Consider the following 18,427-nt stretch of genomic DNA (forward strand, 5'->3'; position numbering starts at 1 on the left):
TCTTTATTTTTACCTTATCTTAATATTATCCCAAGGTTTAGTTTTATGGATTTTAAGTTAGAAAGGCAATTTTATTGTCATTTAGGAGAATTAATAAAGTTTAATAGCGTTAACGCTTCTGCTTCAAAAAATAGACCTTTTGGAGAACAGATTGATTTATGTTTAGATAAGGTTTTAGAAATAGCTAAAGATATTGGTTTTAAAGTTTATAGAGATCGGGATGGATATTATGGTTTTTCTGATATAGGACAGGGTGATGAACTTATAGGTATTTTGACCCACATTGATATTGTTGACGCTGGGAATGTGTCTAATTGGCATTCAAATCCTTTTGAGCTTAGTTTTAGAGATGGTAAAGTATATGCAAGAGGTGTTCTAGATGATAAGGGCCCTTTGATGGCCGTTCTTTATGCCTTTAAATTATTAATTTTAGAGGAAATTTTTTTTAAGAAAAGATTTAGAGTAATTTTTGGAACAGATGAAGAGGTGGCATGGCGTTGTATTGAACACTATAAGATTAGGGAAGAGATTCCTGATTTTGCTTTTACACCTGATGGTGATTTTCCTATTGTTAATGCTGAGAAAGGGTTATTACAATTTGATGTTATTAGTGATGAGAGATTTTTTATGAATTTTGAGCTTGGTACTGGATATAATGTGATTCCTGGCGAATGTTCTTTTCAGCTTGGAGATTTTAATAAAGATGATTTTAGAATTCTGCTTGATAGTTTTGATGGTAAGGTTAGGTATAAGTTTTTTGATAACAATGTCTTAATTCATGGAACTTCTGCTCATGCTTCATTACCTGAACTTGGTATTAATGTTGCTCCTTATGCACTAAGTATTATTAAGTCTTTAGGTGTAAAAGCTGATTTTATTAACTTTTTTGAAGACAAAATTGGTTTTACTATTAATGGCGAGAAATTATTTGGTAAAATCTTAGAGGATGCAAAGTCTGGACAGCTTACTCTTTGCTTAACAAAAGTTAAGTTATCTAAGACTTCTAATCAAATCTTATCTTTTGATATGAGGTATCCTGTAAGTTATAGACGAGAAGAATTAGTGGATTTGATAAAGCAAACTTTAAATGTATATTCTTTAAATTATCATGAAGTTTCTTTTCTTGAGCCTCTTTATGTCGATTCTGATTCAAAGTTTATTCAATCTTTGCTTGAAGTTTATAAAAATTTTACAGGTGAGATTGATGTTCGTCCTATTGCCATTGGCGGTGCAACTTATTCAAGAGCTTTAAAAAATTGTGTTGCTTTTGGGCCATTATTTAAAGGGTCGGATAATACAGCTCATAAAACCGATGAATATATTGATGAGGTTGAACTTAAGAAGCTTGTTTTAATTTATAAGGATGCTATTAAGAAACTTAATACTTAAAATTTCATCTTTAAAAATTTCATATCGATAATTTTAATTCATTCTATATTTATTAATGTTTTTAGCACGCGATGTTTATTTAAGATTTTTTATTAGCATAAGTATTTTTTTCGATTTGAGTAAATGAATACCGGTAGTCGGAGTCGAACCGACATGAGGTTGCCCTCACCAGATTTTGAGTCTGACGCGTCTACCAATTCCGCCATACCGGCAATGGGTTTTATTTTACTATAATAGTTCCTAAAAAGTCATCATTTTTATCAAAAACTTTCTTTAAATTTTGAAGATCATTTCCATTTAATACGTAAGCCTTAAGACCAAGCTTTAGTGCTAGTTTTGTTGCTATTGGGTCAAACGGCAAATTTGAACCAGGTTCCCAGTTTTTTCCAACAATATCTTGTAATTCATGCCAAGTAATGTGCTTGAATCCTTTTGCATCGTCAAATTTTTTTGGATCTTTATTGTAAATTTGATTTACATTGGTTAAATTAATTATTTCATCTGATTTAAACTTTTCGGCAAATTTTATAGTGATATAATCTGTTGAAAATCCTGATTTCCATCCTGATGCAACTAATATTTGTCCTTTAAAATGGAAATCTTCAGTTGGATTGCTTACAATATTGTCAATGCAGAGTGGTTGCATTGTTTTGCTTATGAGTTTGGCATTTAGTTTGGTTGCCATTATTCCAATTTCATCAAGTTCATAGTTTTTAAACCTAGGATTAATTTGTTTATAAGCATCTTGATATTCCCGTGCTATTTTTCCTCCTCCTGTAATTAAGATAATTTTTCTTCTATCATCTTCTTGTATCCATTTGAAAATAAGATTTTTGAAATTTTTTATGTATTCTATGTTGATTTTATCAGGATTTATTATTCCGCCTCCAAGGCTAATTATTTTTAGCATTTGAACCCCTTATTCTTTGAGTAAGTTATCTGTTTCTTTAATTTGTATTTTGTATTATATAGTATTTGTATTTAATTTGTTGGAAAATATATTTAAAATCATGTAAGCTTATTAACTATACTGTGTAATATTTCCTTATGTCTTATAGTTACGAATATTTAATTGTTAATATATGCTTTTTGTTAGGTTGGTATTTATGTGGAGGGTTTTATGTATAAGTACAAGGTCTCTGTGATTATTTGTTTTTTTAATTCTGATAGTACCCTTGAAGTTATGATAAAAAGTGCTCTTAATCAGACATTAAGAGACAAAGAAATCATATTTGTGAATGATGGTTCTTACGATAATAGTCTAAAGATAGTGCAAAAATATGCTGATCAATATGATTTTGTGAAAATTATTAATCAAAAAAATCTAGGAATAGCTGCTTCTAGAAATAATGGACTTGAAGAGTCTGAAGGAGAATATATAATTTATTGGGATAGTGATGATTCTGTTGAGAGTACTATGCTTGAGGTGTTATATAATAGGGCAAAAGCTGATAATTCAGATGTTGTTTGTTCTCAATTTTATGTTTACTTTCTTGCAAGAAATGTTAAAAGAAAATCCGCGCTTCCTTTTCCAAATACTCCAATAACTGGAGAAGAGGCTTTTAAGAATTTATTATTAACTGTTTTTGCTAGCTTTTGCAAAAAAAATTTTGTTGTGGGTACATTATGGGATAAGCTAATTCGGAGAGATTTAATTGTAAAAAATAATATTAGAGTAGCTAATGTGATATTAGAAGATATAATCTTCATGCTTAATGTCTTTTTGAAAGCAGATAAAGTTTCTTTTGTAAATAATTATTTTTATACTAATTTCCAATGGGTAGGAAGCGCCAGTTCATCAATTAGTGTAATTAGTAGGCTTAATTTATCCCTTAAGACTTTAGAGAATTTTTTAAAAGAAGAAGGAGTTTTTGAAAAATATTTTGAATATTATAAAAAGTTTTATTTGCAACTTTATTATTATGTTTCTTTTAAACAGATTTATATTATAAGTTGGCACATTAAGGATCGGCTTATTTATAAGGCTCATAAAGCTAAACTTATTTCTGTTCTTAATGAAGTTAAAAATTCCAAGGAGTTTCAAAATTATTATGCAAGTCTTAAAGGCTCCAGGTTTAGTCAGCTTCAAATTTTGCCAAGAGTTATGCTTAAAGTTTGGAATTTTAGTGCGAGCCTTTATGTGAATTTTTCTATATTTATTTATAGGGCTTTTTTAAAAAATTAGTATTTTATTCTTGTATTTATTATAGGCTCTTTTTAGAATTAACATAGAGGAGAATTTTGATTGAAGATAGAATTTATAGATGTCTCATTTTTTTATCGTAGAGCTAAAGTTTATTCAAACTTCAATTTAAGTTGTTTAAGGTCATAGATTTATTTGATTCTTGTTAATGATGAAGTAAGAAAAACCACTTTACTTGAGCTTGTTAGTGGGCTTTTAAGTTCATTAACAAGAGAGGTTTTATTTTATTCTTTAAAAGTTTTTCTGTGGAATCCTTTGAATTTAGTGAATTGGTTTTTTTGCCTGGAGATTTTAACTTGTCCAATGTTTCTTTAAGGGATTATTATAAGTCTTTATATAAGTTCTATCCAAATTTTAGGAGAAAAAGGTTTTAGAGAGTATTTATTAAGATTCGAAATAGATATTAGTTTAAAGTTCGATTCTTATTTTTACGGCCAGATAAAAAAGAGCATTAGTGCTTTTACTATAGATGTTGCTATTTTAATATTTGATGAATCAACAAATAGTCTTGATGTTGGTTTCAAGAATGTTTTTATAGATATTATAAATGGTTTCGAAAATAAAATAATTTTTGTTACAGGTCATAATATTAAAGATTTAGTAGATGTTGTAGTTCATTTAACTAGAATTGGTAATAATAGTTCCTTTATTTTGATCGTGGGTTTTGCGATTATAGTTTTTAGCCTGAATTCTTCTTTTTATATATTAGTAGCAATAAATGAAAGGATGTAGAGAATGTTTGATTTAAAAAGATTTTTTTTGCTATTTAATTTTGCCTATAATAAAAAATTATATTTGTATTTTGTTATTTCAATTTTTTTAATCTTTCCTTTAATTCATGTCTTTTTAAAAGTTTATTGGTTTGCTGATTTAATTTACTTTTGCTTTAATTCTAATAATAGATTATTTTTTTTTCGTTTTATTGTATATTGTGTCAATATATAATATGTTTAATCATTATAAGTCGATTCATGATTCACTTAGATCTGTGTTTTATTTATCTTTGCCTGTTTTTGCTTTGGAGAGATATTTGTTCGTTTTAGTTGAATTTTTATTTATTTTTCCTTTCTTGTTATGTGTTTGTTGTTATTCAAGTTTGAGTTTAACTGTATTATTAGATAGAAATCTTTTTACGGGAAATAAAAATAAGTGAGCTTTCTTTATATTGTTTTCTTTTGTTTTTTAAAGATACTTGTGTTATTTATTTGGTAGTATTTCCAATTTTTTTGTTATCTAGGATTTTTTTTAAGAATTATACTGTTTTAAAAGCTGTTTTCATTGGGAGTTTATCTTTTATATTATTGGTTATCTTTTTTTATTTTGTTATATTCTTTGTTAATAGCTATTTGTTTAAATTTGTGTATGACTTTGGTTGTTGGGGGATATGTTTCATTAAGTTTATTTGTGCATTTTTTGCAGGGGTTATTTGTTTTTGTATATGTATTTCATTCTTAAAATTTAATAGCTATTGTTTATTTGTATGAATTAAATGTTGATTTTCATAGTTAGTATTTTTTTATTAAAATGATTCTTTAAAAGCAGTTTTTGTTTATATATATAATTGTGTTTTATAGATAATTTATTTTTATTAGGATAAGTAGAATATTATTTTTAAATTTATAAATCTTTTTATAATGATATGTTATTTTAAAAAATTGTAGTGTCAAAGGTTTTGATTTAATAAATTTATACACATTGTTATTGGTTGTGTGAACTTATATTTGGGAGGATGTTAATGATGAATAATTTAAAAATTTTAGTAGTAACAGGTGGTGTGATTTCGGGAATAGGTAAAGGAGTTACATCTGCAAGTATCGCGCGTTTATTTAAGGATAATTTAAGGATCACGCCAATTAAATGTGATGGATATTTAAATACTGATCCTGGGACGATTAATCCTGTTGAGCATGGAGAAGTTTTTGTTCTTGAAGATGGTGGAGAAGTTGACATGGATTTTGGTCATTATGAGAGATTTTTAAATCTAAATTCTAAGTCTAATTGGAACATTACGATGGGTAAAATATATAAAAATATTCTTGAGAATGAGAGACATGGTAAATATTTGGGGAGAACTGTGCAACTTATTCCTCATGTTACTGATGAGATTAGGGAGACAATTTTTAATATTGCCAAAGAAGAGTGCAGTGAACTTTTAGTAATTGAGATTGGTGGTACTGTAGGGGATATGGAAAATATTTTGTTTATTGAAACAATGAGACAGATTAGATATGTGATTGGGAACGATAATATTGCTTTTGTGCACTTGACTTATATTCCAAATCCTGCTGGGATAAATGAGCAAAAATCTAAGCCTACTCAACAAAGTGTAAAGACTTTAAATGAAGCTGGGATTTTTCCAGATTTAATTATTGCGCGAAGTTCTCAACTCTTAACAAAGCAGATAAGACAAAAAATAGCGATGTTTTGTAATGTTGATGCTTCTTCTATTATTGATAATACTGATGTTGCAACTATTTATGAAATACCCATATCTTTCTATAAACAAGGCTTACACGAAATTTTGGGTTCAAAATTAAAAATTAATGTTAAGCCTAAGGTGGATGGGCTTGAGCGATTAGTAGGTATAATAAAGAAAAATCTTATCTCTCCTCAGAAGATTATTAATATTGCTATTTGTGGTAAATATACTGAGCTTGGTGATTCTTATGCCTCAATCTTTGAGTCTTTAACTCATGTTTCTGCTAATTTAGATATTTTAGTTAAGGTAACTGTAATTGATAGCCTTAATTTTGATGAAAGGATGTTAAAGGGTATAGATGGTATAATAGTACCTGGTGGATTTGGGGGTAATGGATATGCAGGTAAAATACGTGCGATTAAATATGCTCGTGAGAAGGATATTCCTTTTCTTGGTATTTGTCTTGGTATGCAACTTGCAGTAGTTGAGTTTGCGCGTAATGTTTGTGGGATACTTAATGCTGATACTGAAGAAATTTTGTCTGAAGGGGATCCTGCATGCAGTTCTATAAGTCCTGTTATTCATTTATTGCCTGAGCAAAAGGAACTTAAAGATAAAGGTGCTACAATGCGACTTGGAGGTTATCCTGTGCTCTTAAAGAAGGATACGCTTGCTTTTAAACTTTATGGGAGTGAGATAATAGTTGAGAGATTTAGACATAGATATGAAGTTAATAATGATTATCTTGATTTATTCAGTAAGCATGGGCTTGTTATGTCTGGATTTTCTGAAGATTTTCAAATAGTCAAGATAATAGAGATACCAAAGAATAAATTTTTTGTGGCGTGTCAATTTCATCCTGAGCTTATTACAAGATTAGAAAGCCCTTCTAAGCTTTTTTTAGGATTGATAAAAGCATGTCTTTGATTATTAAGTTTTATATATTTATTTAATGTGTTTAATAGATTTAATATAGTTAGTATATGCATTTTTGAAGATATTTGTTAGGGGGTAAGATGCAGGAGAGTGATGTTAAAAAGACAATTGCGATGAAGAGATTGGTTAAATATTTTTTTGATGAGCTTAAATATAGAATGAAAATACCTTGTCTTAGACCAAATAATAGGCATATGAGTAAAAAGTATATACTTCTTAATCTTTTAAGAAAAATAGCTAATCTTCCGTTTAACCAACAATATGAAATTGAAGAACAATTTCCTCTTGACGTTTCAGGAAAAGGCATGCTTACAGATGCAGTGCTTATTAAGAGGTTAGATTATGAGAAATGTGTTGTTACTGGTATTGTTGAGGCAAAATCAGATCATATTGATCTTGAGTATGAACTTAAGAGGTTTTTGATTCGAAGTGGTAAGGTTAATGTTCTTTTTTGGCAGCCTAAGAGAGCTATTTTAAAGCAAGATGAAAACTTAACGATATTAGATGCAGATGATATTTTTAAACTTGATAATGATTTTTATTTGCCAGAGATTAAAGAGAAATTAGAGGATTTTATTAATATTTTTATGAAATTTTTCTCTTATGAAGATATTTTATTTGAGTATAATAAAGTACAAGGTAAATATTTATTAGTAAAAGATAGGTAAAAAATTGTTATTTTAATATATTTAATTTTATTAGGGATATTTGGAATTTAATTTAGATATTTTATATTAAGTTTAGTTTTATAAGTTCTTGTTAAAATATCGTTTTGAAGAGTTTTTTATTACTCTATTGCATTTTAGAGAGTCATTAGATTCAGTTATTTTGATATTGTTAGAAAATTATTTTTTATGGTAAAATTTTTTCATGTATAAATTTTCATTTTTTGGTAAGAAAAAATCCGATGTGTCTGACTCTTCTAAGGATGAGTCTTGTAACAAGATTGAAAATAATAAAGATTTAAATATTTGTGAATATTTAAATCCTGTTAAAGAAGTGATAAAGGGATTTTATCACGCTAAGTCTTCTATTAGTAATGTGTTGGTTCGTATTGAATTTTTATATAACAATTTATTTGCTAGTTTTGAGAATATGGACAAGCTTTTTGGGTCGCTTCTTGAGGGAGCAAATGATGCACGTAGTCAAGTTAATGTTATTTTTGAAGATATTGAGAAAAGTAATGAAGAAAAATTGAAAAGGGTTAGCACTGTTATTGTTAGTGTTCAAGGAAGTTTAGAGACTATCAATAGTTTTCTAGGTGCAACCAATATGATTTCTCTTAATGCTAAGCTTGAAGCAGCAAGAGCAAAAGAGTATGGAAAAGGGTTTTCTGTTGTTGCTGATGAGATTAAGCGACTCTCAGATCAGGCCAAAAGTGTTATGAGTATGATTTCTGTTAAGGAAATTGAAAAGGTTTCTCAGGATTTAGTTTCTAAAAATATTAAAGAACTTCAATTGGATATTGATAAATTTTTTTCAAACTTGGTTGAAGAGCTTACTTCTCTTGAAAATTTGTTCAAACATTTTGTTGGGCAGCAAAATGAATTTTCAACATTAATTGGTGAACTTGAAAATGTTGAAGCTAACTTTTCTTATTTAGCACGGAATTGTGATGCTTTGTCTAATGGTGAAGCTTTTATGTATTCTAATGATGAATTTTTAAAAGAATTGGAATTTAGCATTTCAGAACAGATGTCTTGGATGAGTATTGTAAGATCAATTGTTGAAAATCAAAAGAGCATGGCAATTCAAGTTGATCCTATGAAACATGGGTTTGGATTGTTTTATAAGGGATTTACTCCAAAGGTGTCTGAGGTTAGAGAAGTTTGGGAAGACGTTTATTCGTGTTATTTAAATGTTCATAAACTTGTTGTTGAGATAATAAAAGGCATTGCCAAAGATGGTTCTGGTGATGTCGGTTTAAGAGAAGCAAAGAATTTGTTTGTACAAGCTGAGGGTTTGTCGGATGAAGTTATCAGCAAACTTGAATCGGTAAAAAAAATGGTAGTTGAATGTGAAAATCAGGGTATTAATGTTTTTGCGTAATTCTATAATTTTTTAGTTTTCTTAATATAATTTTAACTAATTTAGTGCTTAAAAGGTTTATTATTTAATATATTTGGTTTAGGTTAAGGGATATCTATTAAGAGTCAAGCTTTATTTTGGTAAGATAAGTGTAAGTATGGATTTAAAAGTTAAGTTTGTTCATTTGCATGTACATTCAGATTATTCTCTTTTAGATGGAGCTGCTAAGATTACAGATATTGTGGCAAAGGCAAAAAGATGCAATATGTCTCATATTGCATTAACAGATCATGGTAATCTTTTTGGTGCTATTAAATTTTATAGGGAAGCAAAAGGGGCAGGGATAAAACCCATAATTGGTATTGAAGCTTATATGTCAAGTACTTCAAAGCATATAAAGAAAAATGATGCCTTTGGAAAACCTTATTATCATTTGATTCTTCTTGCAAAGAATGAATTAGGCTATAAGAATTTATTGAAACTAACAAGTGTTTCTTATCTTGAGGGATTTTATTATCGTCCAAGAATAGATAAGGAGGATCTTGAAAGATATTCTGAGGGGCTTATTTGTACTTCGGCATGTATTGGTGGGATTATTGCTCAGTTAATTCTTGCAAGTAGATTTGATGAAGCAAAGAATGAGATTCTTTGGTTTAAGAGTGTTTTTGGTGATGATTTTTATCTTGAACTTCAACGTCATGGGATTAAACAACAAGACATAGTTAATGAGAAGTTAATAGCTTATTCTAGAGAGTTTAATGTTCCACTGACTGTATCTAATGATTCTCACTATGTGAATAAAGGAGATGCAATGGCTCAAGATATTATTGTTTGCATTGGAACGGGTGCTAAGAGAAGCGATCCTAATAGACTTAAAATGGAGACAGATGAGTTTTATCTTAAATCTCAAGAGGAAATGTATGAACTTTTTAAGGATTTGCCAGAGGCTTTAGCAAATACTCTAAAAATTGCTGAGAAATGTGATGAATTTGAAATTAAATTTCCAGGTCCTATTTTCCCTGAATATCAGGCGCCTAGTGAGTTTATTACTCTTGGTCAATATTTAGAGCATTTAACTCTTGAGGGTTTAAAGTTTAGGTATTCGGATTTAACTGATCGTATTAAGGAGCGTGCTTTTTATGAGCTCTCAACAATCATTAAGATGGGATTTGAGGCGTATTTTTTAATTGTTTGGGATTTTATTAAATTTGCACATGATAACGGTATTCCCGTTGGTCCTGGGCGTGGTTCTGGCGCTGGTTCTATTGTTGCATATGCTCTTAGAATTACTGATATTGATCCTTTGAAATATAATTTGCTTTTTGAGAGATTTTTAAATCCTGAGCGTGTGTCTATGCCTGATTTTGACATTGATTTTTGTTTTGAGGGTAGAGATGAAGTTATCAAGTATGTTACAAAGAAATATGGTGAGGATAAGGTTGCACAGATAATTACTTTTGGGACTTTAAAGCCCAAGGCTGTCTTTAAAGATGTGGGTAGAGTTTTAGATATTCCTTTTTCAGAATCTAATGAACTGACTAAGCTTATTCCCGATGGTCCAAAGGTTTCTTTAAAAGAAGTTTTTAAGGATAAGTCTTTAAAGGCTTATTTAAATAAGGGACCTATTTATAATGAATTGATGGAAGCGGCTCTTGTTCTTGAAGGCATGAATAGACATGTCTCAACTCATGCGGCAGGTATTGTGATTGCTAGAACTGCTTTGACAGATTATGTTCCACTTTATAAGGATTATAAGCAAAACACGGTTTCTACACAGTATACCATGGACTTATTGGAAGATTGTGGTCTTGTAAAAATGGATTTCCTTGGTCTTAAGACATTGACTTTAATAAAGAATGCAGAAAATTTGATTAGAAGTACAAATCCTGATTTTAGTATTTCTAATATTTCTGATAGTGATGCTAAGACTTTTAAGATGCTTTCTGAAGGACGTAGTGCTTCTGTTTTTCAATTTGAATCTGAAGGTATGCAACAAGTTTTAAGGGAGGCAAAACCTGACAGTATTGAAGATTTGATTGCTTTAAATGCACTCTATCGTCCAGGTCCTATGCAATTTATACCCCAATTTATTGCAGCTAAGACAGGAACTAAGCGTATTAGATATCCTCATCCAGATTTAAAAGAAGTTTTAAAGCCAACTTATGGCGTTATTGTTTATCAAGAACAGGTGATGGAAGTTGCAAGGATTATTGGTGGTTTTTCTCTTGGGAAAGCAGATATATTAAGACGTGCTATGGGTAAGAAAAAAGAAGACGAAATGAATAAAATGAAAGTCGACTTTATAAAAGGTGCTATTAGTAAAGGTTATGGTGAAGCGCTTGCAAATGATATATTTGAGCTTTTAAAGCCCTTTGCTGGTTATGGATTTAATAAATCGCATGCAGCTGCGTATTCTTTAATAGCTTATCAAACAGCGTATCTTAAGGCCAATTATCCTGAGAATTTTATGGCCGCCAATTTAACGAATGAGATTAGTAATACGGAAAAGTTATCTTATTATATTGAAGAAGCAAAATCGATGGGAATCAGTATTTTAAAACCTGATATAAATCAATCTTTTAAAGAGTTTAGTGTAGTGGGCTTTAATATTTCTTATGGTCTTAATGGTATTAAGAATATTGGAGGTTTAATAGTTGATCTTATAATTAATGAGAGACAGAAAAATGGAAAATATAGATCCTTTGAAGACTTTATTAGAAGAGTAGATGACAAAGTTGTTAACAAAAAATTTTTGGAGGCTGCAATTAAGTCTGGACTTTTTGACAGCCTTGGTCAAAATAGAAAAACACTTTTTGAAAATCTTGATAAGTTAATAGATTTTGTAATCAAAGATAAGAATGATAAAAAACTTGGTCAGAATAGTTTGTTTGGTTATCTTGAGTCTCAAGATACTGTTCATCAAAGTTTTAGTTATCATATATTTGAGGAATATTCTTATTCTGAACTTTTAAAATTTGAGAAGGACCTTTTAGGTTTTTATGTATCTGGGCATCCTCTTGATCCTTATAAAACCAAATTGGAACGCTTTACAAACTTTAATATTTTAGAGGATCTTGCTGTTAAGAAGAATACTATTGTTAAATTTGCTGGTAGTTTAACTTCAATAAGAGTTATTAATACTAAGAAAAATAATGCTAAGATGGCCTTTGGAGTAATTGAAGATTTTAAAGGTGCTATGGACATTGTAGTTTTTACTGCAAGTTATGAAAAATATAAGCATTTATTGTTTGCTGGTTATGTTATTGGTGTGATAGGTAAGCTTACATTAAATAAAGATAAGTTTGCAATAATGGTTGAAAAAGTTTTAAATATTGAAGACATTTCTTTTAATAATCTTCATATTAAGTTTTCTAATGAAGGATTAACTGATCCTCAGCTTCTTTATTCCTTAAAGGATAAAATTTTTACTCTTGAAGATAATACTGGTTTTTCACATGTTTATTTTTATTTGAAAAATGCTGATAAAAGTTTAAAACTTAAGATGGATTTTCCCTTAAATTTTAAGCCTGATGAGGTTAAACTTAATGCATTGAGATCTCATAAAATAGTAGAGGATATTTGGTTTGATTAGGAGGATTAATTGTGATAATAGAGACTTTAATTGTACTGTTAAACATTTATAGAATTTTAATTTTGATTAGAATTTTTCTTAGCTGGCTTGTATCTTCAGGAATTAATACTAGTGCATTTTTTAGATTTATATATAATTCAACAGAGCCATTTTTATCTATTTTTAGAAAGGTCCGATTTTTTAGACTTGGCATATATGATTTTTCACCAATTGCAGCATTAATTACTCTTACAATAATTGAGAAAATGTTATCTTATGGTGATTATAAGCTCTCTACCTTTGTTATATTGTTTATTATTGAGATTTGGGGGATATTGAGAAGTGTGTTTTTTGCTCTTATTTTTTTCTTTGTTTTGAGATTAGTATTTTTGTTTTTACATCTATTTGATGATACTGATTTTATGAGAAGTGTTGATTTATTTTTAATGCCCTTGTCTTTTAAGATAAAAAGTATAGTTACTGATAAAAATATGTCTTATGTTATTAATTTAATTGTTGCAGGCGCATTGTTATTGGCATTTATAATCATTTGTGAGCAAGCTATATGGGCTATTAGTATTCTAGGTTTTTATTTACCCTTTTAGGGATTTTCATGTTTTTGCATGAATTTCAATATGATTTACAAGGTATAAGTGGTCTTGGTAAGAAGGGAATTGATAAGTTAAATAGCCTGCATGTTACAAATATCAAGGAACTTATAGAATTTTTTCCTAAAAAATATGAAGATCGTCAAAATATAAAAGCTTTTCCAGATCCGCTGGAGGTAAGATATTGTGAGCTTATGACAGTTTGTACTATTTTAGAACATAGAAATTTTGGGAGTACTGTTAAGAGAAATTTAAAACTTATAGCTCAGAGTGAAAATGACGAGATATTTGAAATTTTGCTTTTTAATAGAGGATTTTTAGAAGGGGTTTTTAAGATAGGTCAAAAATTCTATATTTATTCTAAATTCAATTACAACGATTATACTCAGATGTGGAGCTGTTCTAATTTTGATAGTGAAGTATTTAGTTATAATCCTGAAAAATTTAAAAAAATTGTGCCAGTTTATTCTCTTGGTGAAAGAATTACTTCTAAAAAGATGTCTTCTTATATAAAAGAAGCTCTTCTTTATTTCTTTAAGTTTGGGACATCAGATATTCCTAAATTTTTGATAGATAAGTATTCATTGTTAGGTCTTCATGAAGCTTTAAATGAGATTCATTTTCCAAGTTCCTTTGAAATGCTTAAGAGAGCAAGAAAAACTTTAATTTATAGGGAAATTTTTTTGCTTCAGTTTTTTTCAAGAGGGAGAAATTCTTTAGTTTTATTAAGGCAAGAAAGGTGTTTGCCTAAGAATTTGCTTGATCAAATTATTTTGAAGCTGCCATTTAAACTTACAAAAGATCAAGAATTGGCACTTAATGAAATAATTAATGATCTTCAAAGCAATAAGCCAATGAATAGATTATTGCAAGGTGACGTTGGCAGTGGAAAGACTCTTGTTGCTTTTCTTTCTAGCCTTCCTCTAATTGAAGCTGGCTATCAAGTTGCGTTAATGGCTCCTACTGATCTTTTGGCACAGCAACATTATAATAATTTAGCGAATATGTTAAAGGATTTTAATATTGCTATAGCTATTTTGACTGGTAGTTTAAAGAAGAGGGATAGAAGTGATGTTTTGGAAAAAATTCAAAGTGGTGCTTATAGATTAATAATTGGAACTCATTCCATTTTTTCTCAAGGAACAAAATTTAAAAAATTAGCTTATGTCATTGTTGATGAACAACATAAATTTGGTGTTGAGCAAAGAGAGGAGCTTAAAAATAAGGGAGAAGAAATTGATATGCTTTTAATGTCAGCTACTCCTATTCCTAGAAGCTTAGCATTGACTCTCTTTGGTGATCTTGAGGTATCTTTAATTAAAAAGGGTCCTGAGGGTCGAATGCCTGTTACTACATATTTAGCAAAACATGGCAATGAAGATAAGGTATATGATTTTTTGAGGAATGAGCTTGTAAAAGGGCATCAAGTTTATTTTGTTTATCCTTTAATATCGTCATCGGAGAAGTTTAATTTAAAAGATGTTACTAGTATGTGTTTAAATCTTAAGAATATTTTTGTTGAATATTCTGTTGAAATGGTCCATTCTAAACTTGGATCTCATATTAAAGAAAAAATTATGCGTGATTTTTACTTGAAAAAGATAGATATTTTAGTTGCAACAAGTGTTATTGAAGTTGGCATTGATTGTCCAAATGCAACTTGCATGGTAGTAGAGCATGCTGAGCGTTTTGGACTTTCTACTTTGCATCAAATTAGAGGGCGTGTTGGTAGAGGTAGTTTAAAGTCTTTTTTATTTTTGCTTTATAAAGAACCTTTAACAAACGCGGGAAAATTTAGACTTAAGACTATAAAAGAAAATATAGATGGATTTAAAATAGCAGAAGAGGATCTTAAATTAAGAGGTCCTGGCAATCTATTTGGTCTTGCACAAAGTGGTTATTTAAAACTTAAGATAGCTGATTTTGTTGAAGATAGGAAAATCATAAGTGTGATTAGAGAAGAACTTAATATGTTTTTCTCTAATAAAAATTTATATGATAAATCAGATATTGAATTACTCGATAGTCTTTTAGTCTCATATTTAAGATCTTTTTTTTGGTAAAGAGAATTAACATTAGTTTGTATATTTTTGAATTAACTTTGAAAGTTCTTTTTTGTGTTCATACCAAAATTCGAGAAGTTTATACTGCAAATTGTTGAAATATTTTTTTTGCAAAATGCATGCTTGCTTACCAATATACATGTAATGCCAAGGTTCTGCTTTATAACCAGTTTTGTCTTCATGATTTTTTGGATACGATAATGAGAATCCATGTTTTAATGAGTTTTCATAAAGCCATTTACCCATTTTTGTATTTAGTAAATTATCATCTATTTTTATAAAATCTATGGTTATTCCTAATTGGTGTTGTGAATGATCAGGAAGTGCTGATTGTATTTTTGCTATCTTAAGTCCATAGTTTTTTACATTATGTTCGAATAAAAATTTTTGGTATTGTCTTGTTCTGTATGCTGATACTATTTTTATATGTAAGTCATTCTTTTGTCCTTCTTTTACAAGATTAATTAAGTCATCTATTAATATTTTTCTTAATCTTAAACCTTTTTTTCCAATATGCTTTAACTCTTTGAAATCTTCTAAATAAACTAAGTCAATTGGACTGTATTTTTTAGGAATTGGAATGTTTTTATTTACAAGGATTAAGAGATCATTTTTTTCTGCTTCAAGTAGTGGTTTGAGATCTTTGATAAATTGAATAGGTTTGTCTTTTATTTGTTTTTGATGAGATTTATCTAAAGTCTTTATTATTGTAAATAAGATTTTTAAGTCTTCTTTTGATATTGGGTTTTCTTGTAAAGCTAAGTTATTAAATAATAGTATTAGTGAAAAAATATTTAGTGATCTCATGGAAATGCAATTATATTATAGTTTGTTTTGTTTGTGGTAGTAATTTTTAAGCTTTTTTTGATATTAATTTAAGTTTAATTGATCAAGGCAATTATTTAAATAAGATATACTAAAAAAATTTGATCATTATTATTCAATTTTAAGATAGCTATTGATATCAGTCATTACTAAAGCTTTTTAGTCTTTTTTATTTCAATTGGTAGTATTTTGGGCAGTTGTATAATTGTTTATTTATGATCTTTACAAATTACAGGGGTGTTGATTGACACCATCATAATTTTTATTTGCTTGATTGTTAATTTATGAATTTATATGTTTTGATCAAATTTTTTTTCAATCATTGGAATTATTTTTTTGAAGTGACATATAAGATCATCTAATCTTTAAGATTGATTTTTTGTTATAAATCCATAGGATAAGAATTTCGACTGGTATTATTATTGAGTATTTGATGATAAATGATAAGGAACATATTATAGGGCCCTTGGGTTTATCAGTTATTGGAGCTATTTTAGGATTGTTTCTAATGTTTGTTCTTTGTTTAGTATCTAAGATTATTTCTATTATCTTTATTAATTTGGATTTCCCTGAATTTATTAGAACTATTGTCTTTGTTTTTGCAAGTATTGTTGTTTTTAAGTGTTTTAAAGCTTAGACATTTGTTGGTCTTTAGGGATATTAGAGTTCATAGTATTTGTTTTGTATATTATGGTAGAAGTAATTATTTTTTTATACATTGCCATGTGCTTGATTTTTGGTTTTTTATAAATTTAATTATTGTTACTAGTCTTTATTGTCAATTTTAAGAGATCTTTAAAAATGTATCTATTGTAATAGATTTTTTTAAAGATAATTATGTAAGGGAAGTTTATTATGAAGGACTGGCTTAATTTTTAAAATATGTTACAATTAAGTTAGGATGTTGTATGAGTAAAGTGAATTTTAAGCCCATTTTAATTTTATTTCATAAAAGAAGTCCCACTACTTTTCTATAGTACGTTTTTTTGATAATTTGGAAATTTGCTGTTTTTATGTTTAGGAGCAGGTTGTGTATTCATTAAGCAAATCCAAGAAAAGCAGTGTATATCGAGATATTTTAAATATTGCAATTCCAACGGCTATTGAATTTTTTTTATTTAATATTGTTGCATTTACAGATAATATTATGGTGTCTTATCTTGGTGATTATCCTGTTGTTGGAGTTTCTCTTGCAAATAAATTGTTTGAGCTTTTTAGTACTATTGCCTTTGCGGTAATGGGAGCTTACAATATATTGGCAACAAGGCAATATGCTCAAGGTGATATTGATAATTTTAAAAATACGTTTTTTATTAGTATTTTAATTCTTCTATTTTTTTCCTTTTTATTTATAGTAGTTTCATTATTTTATTCATATTATTTTCTTGGACTATTGTCTGATGATCCGGTATCTGTTTCTTATGGAGTATCTTATCTTAATATTGCTGTTTATTCTTTTCTATTTGCGGTTGTTAAGGGAATTATTGCTAATTCATTAAAAGTCGTTAAAATAACTAAAATTCAAATTGTTACTTCTATTATTGCAGTTATTGTGAATGTGGTTTTTAATTATTTATTTATTTTTGTGTTTAATATGGGAGTCATTGGTGCTGCTATTGCAACTACCTTGGTTCGCTTAATTGAGCTTATTTTTTATCTGCTTTATACTGTTTTTAATACACATTCATATTTTTGTCTTAAGCTTCAAAATTTAAAAGTCAATCCTGTGATATTTTCTGAGTTGATTAAAGTTTTTATTCCGATTTTCTTAAATGATTTTATTTGGTGTTTAGGATATTTTGGCTTAATAGCAATCTTTTCAAGAATTGATACGGCTAAGTATGCAGCTTATAGTATAACTTTTTCTACCTATTTTATAGGATTTAATATAATTTATGCTTTTTGCTTTGCTGTCAATATTGTGATGGGGCATGAAATGAATAATGATAAGAGAGAGATAATGGCTGTTGCAATATATTTGGGTAAGATAGGCTTTTTTTTGGCTGTTATAACCTCTTTTATGATTTTTTCCTTGTCATTTATAGCTCCCTATGTTTTTTATAAATTGGAATATGCAGATCTTATGGGAGTTATGCTTAGATATTATGCTATTTCAGCTTTTTTTACATCACTTGCATTTCAGTATTTATTTGGGTTTTTCCGTGCAGGTGCAGCTCCCAATTTTGGGGCAATTATGGAGGGTTTGGTAACTTTTATTTATACAATTCCTATTGCATATTTTTTAGCAAATTATACTCAAACTCCATTTGAACTTATTGTTTTTATTCCGACTCTTGAAGATGTAATTAAGTTTGGTATTTCTCTGCCTTATTTTTATAGTACTAAGTGGATTAAATCTATTAAAACAGGTTAGTTATTTTGTTA

11 protein-coding genes and 1 tRNA gene are annotated in these 18,427 nt (G+C 28.6%); 9 read left to right on the forward strand and 3 right to left on the reverse strand.

Annotated elements, in window-relative coordinates; genetic code table 11:
• Nucleotides 1-45: 45 nt before the first annotated feature.
• Complete coding sequence (locus tag bcCo53_RS02870) at nucleotides 46-1,389, forward strand: Sapep family Mn(2+)-dependent dipeptidase (protein WP_025408181.1); 1,344 nt, start codon at nucleotides 46-48, stop codon at nucleotides 1,387-1,389.
• Nucleotides 1,390-1,517: 128 nt separating this feature from the next.
• Here bcCo53_RS02870 and bcCo53_RS02875 read toward each other — a convergent pair.
• Together bcCo53_RS02875 and pyrH are read right to left on the reverse strand one after the other, a co-directional pair.
• A tRNA-Leu gene (locus bcCo53_RS02875) sits at nucleotides 1,518-1,601 on the reverse strand.
• An 8-nt stretch (nucleotides 1,602-1,609) separates the two neighbouring features.
• Nucleotides 1,610-2,299: a UMP kinase gene (gene pyrH, locus bcCo53_RS02880; protein ID WP_025408182.1), complete on the reverse strand. Its 690-nt coding sequence runs from the start codon at nucleotides 2,297-2,299 to the stop codon at nucleotides 1,610-1,612.
• Nucleotides 2,300-2,509: 210 nt separating this feature from the next.
• On the opposite strand from pyrH, the gene bcCo53_RS02885 reads away from it, so the two are divergent.
• The 7 genes from bcCo53_RS02885 to recG all read left to right on the forward strand — a co-directional run bounded on the left by bcCo53_RS02885 (nucleotide 2,510) and on the right by recG (nucleotide 15,217).
• Nucleotides 2,510-3,574: a glycosyltransferase family 2 protein gene (locus bcCo53_RS02885; RefSeq protein ID WP_038364640.1), complete on the forward strand. Its 1,065-nt coding sequence runs from the start codon at nucleotides 2,510-2,512 to the stop codon at nucleotides 3,572-3,574.
• Between the two features lie 1,753 nt (nucleotides 3,575-5,327).
• Entirely contained in the window at nucleotides 5,328-6,938 is a 1,611-nt protein-coding gene (pyrG, locus tag bcCo53_RS02890; protein WP_025408184.1) for a glutamine hydrolyzing CTP synthase, read from the forward strand.
• An 89-nt stretch (nucleotides 6,939-7,027) separates the two neighbouring features.
• Nucleotides 7,028-7,615, forward strand: coding sequence for a hypothetical protein (locus bcCo53_RS02895; protein WP_025408185.1), 588 nt, complete (start codon nucleotides 7,028-7,030; stop codon nucleotides 7,613-7,615).
• A 202-nt stretch (nucleotides 7,616-7,817) separates the two neighbouring features.
• Nucleotides 7,818-8,996: a methyl-accepting chemotaxis protein gene (locus tag bcCo53_RS02900; protein ID WP_025408186.1), complete on the forward strand. Its 1,179-nt coding sequence runs from the start codon at nucleotides 7,818-7,820 to the stop codon at nucleotides 8,994-8,996.
• Between the two features lie 136 nt (nucleotides 8,997-9,132).
• The gene (gene dnaE / locus bcCo53_RS02905; RefSeq protein WP_025408187.1) at nucleotides 9,133-12,567 is read left to right on the forward strand and encodes a DNA polymerase III subunit alpha; all 3,435 of its coding nucleotides are present in this window, start codon (nucleotides 9,133-9,135) and stop codon (nucleotides 12,565-12,567) included.
• A gap of 11 nt (nucleotides 12,568-12,578) precedes the next feature.
• Nucleotides 12,579-13,151, forward strand: a complete 573-nt coding sequence (locus tag bcCo53_RS02910) for a YggT family protein (RefSeq protein ID WP_025408188.1) — start codon at nucleotides 12,579-12,581, stop codon at nucleotides 13,149-13,151.
• An 8-nt stretch (nucleotides 13,152-13,159) separates the two neighbouring features.
• Nucleotides 13,160-15,217, forward strand: a complete 2,058-nt coding sequence (gene recG, locus bcCo53_RS02915; protein ID WP_025408189.1) for an ATP-dependent DNA helicase RecG — start codon at nucleotides 13,160-13,162, stop codon at nucleotides 15,215-15,217.
• 12 nt (nucleotides 15,218-15,229) lie between these two features.
• Here recG and bcCo53_RS02920 read toward each other — a convergent pair whose 3' ends face one another.
• On the reverse strand, nucleotides 15,230-16,024 hold the full coding sequence (locus tag bcCo53_RS02920) for a M15 family metallopeptidase (RefSeq protein WP_025408190.1): 795 nt from the start codon (nucleotides 16,022-16,024) through the stop codon (nucleotides 15,230-15,232).
• A gap of 1,048 nt (nucleotides 16,025-17,072) precedes the next feature.
• Between bcCo53_RS02920 and bcCo53_RS02925 the strand changes: the two genes are divergently transcribed.
• On the forward strand, nucleotides 17,073-18,416 hold the full coding sequence (locus bcCo53_RS02925; protein WP_028328089.1) for an MATE family efflux transporter: 1,344 nt from the start codon (nucleotides 17,073-17,075) through the stop codon (nucleotides 18,414-18,416).
• The last annotated feature ends 11 nt before the right edge of the window (nucleotides 18,417-18,427 follow it).

Source organism: Borrelia coriaceae (genome assembly GCF_023035295.1).
Classification (GTDB): domain Bacteria; phylum Spirochaetota; class Spirochaetia; order Borreliales; family Borreliaceae; genus Borrelia; species Borrelia coriaceae.

Bases quoted from the DNA above. Each gene is read 5' to 3' on its own strand.
- bcCo53_RS02870 (WP_025408181.1), top strand. From the start codon at position 46: ATGGATTTTAAGTTAGAAAGGCAATTTTATTGTCATTTAGGAGAATTA.
- pyrH (WP_025408182.1), bottom strand. From the start codon at position 2,299: ATGCTAAAAATAATTAGCCTTGGAGGCGGAATAATAAATCCTGATAAA.
- bcCo53_RS02885 (WP_038364640.1), top strand. From the start codon at position 2,510: ATGTATAAGTACAAGGTCTCTGTGATTATTTGTTTTTTTAATTCTGAT.
- pyrG (WP_025408184.1), top strand. From the start codon at position 5,328: ATGATGAATAATTTAAAAATTTTAGTAGTAACAGGTGGTGTGATTTCG.
- bcCo53_RS02895 (WP_025408185.1), top strand. From the start codon at position 7,028: ATGCAGGAGAGTGATGTTAAAAAGACAATTGCGATGAAGAGATTGGTT.
- bcCo53_RS02900 (WP_025408186.1), top strand. From the start codon at position 7,818: ATGTATAAATTTTCATTTTTTGGTAAGAAAAAATCCGATGTGTCTGAC.
- dnaE (WP_025408187.1), top strand. From the start codon at position 9,133: ATGGATTTAAAAGTTAAGTTTGTTCATTTGCATGTACATTCAGATTAT.
- recG (WP_025408189.1), top strand. From the start codon at position 13,160: ATGTTTTTGCATGAATTTCAATATGATTTACAAGGTATAAGTGGTCTT.
- bcCo53_RS02920 (WP_025408190.1), bottom strand. From the start codon at position 16,024: ATGAGATCACTAAATATTTTTTCACTAATACTATTATTTAATAACTTA.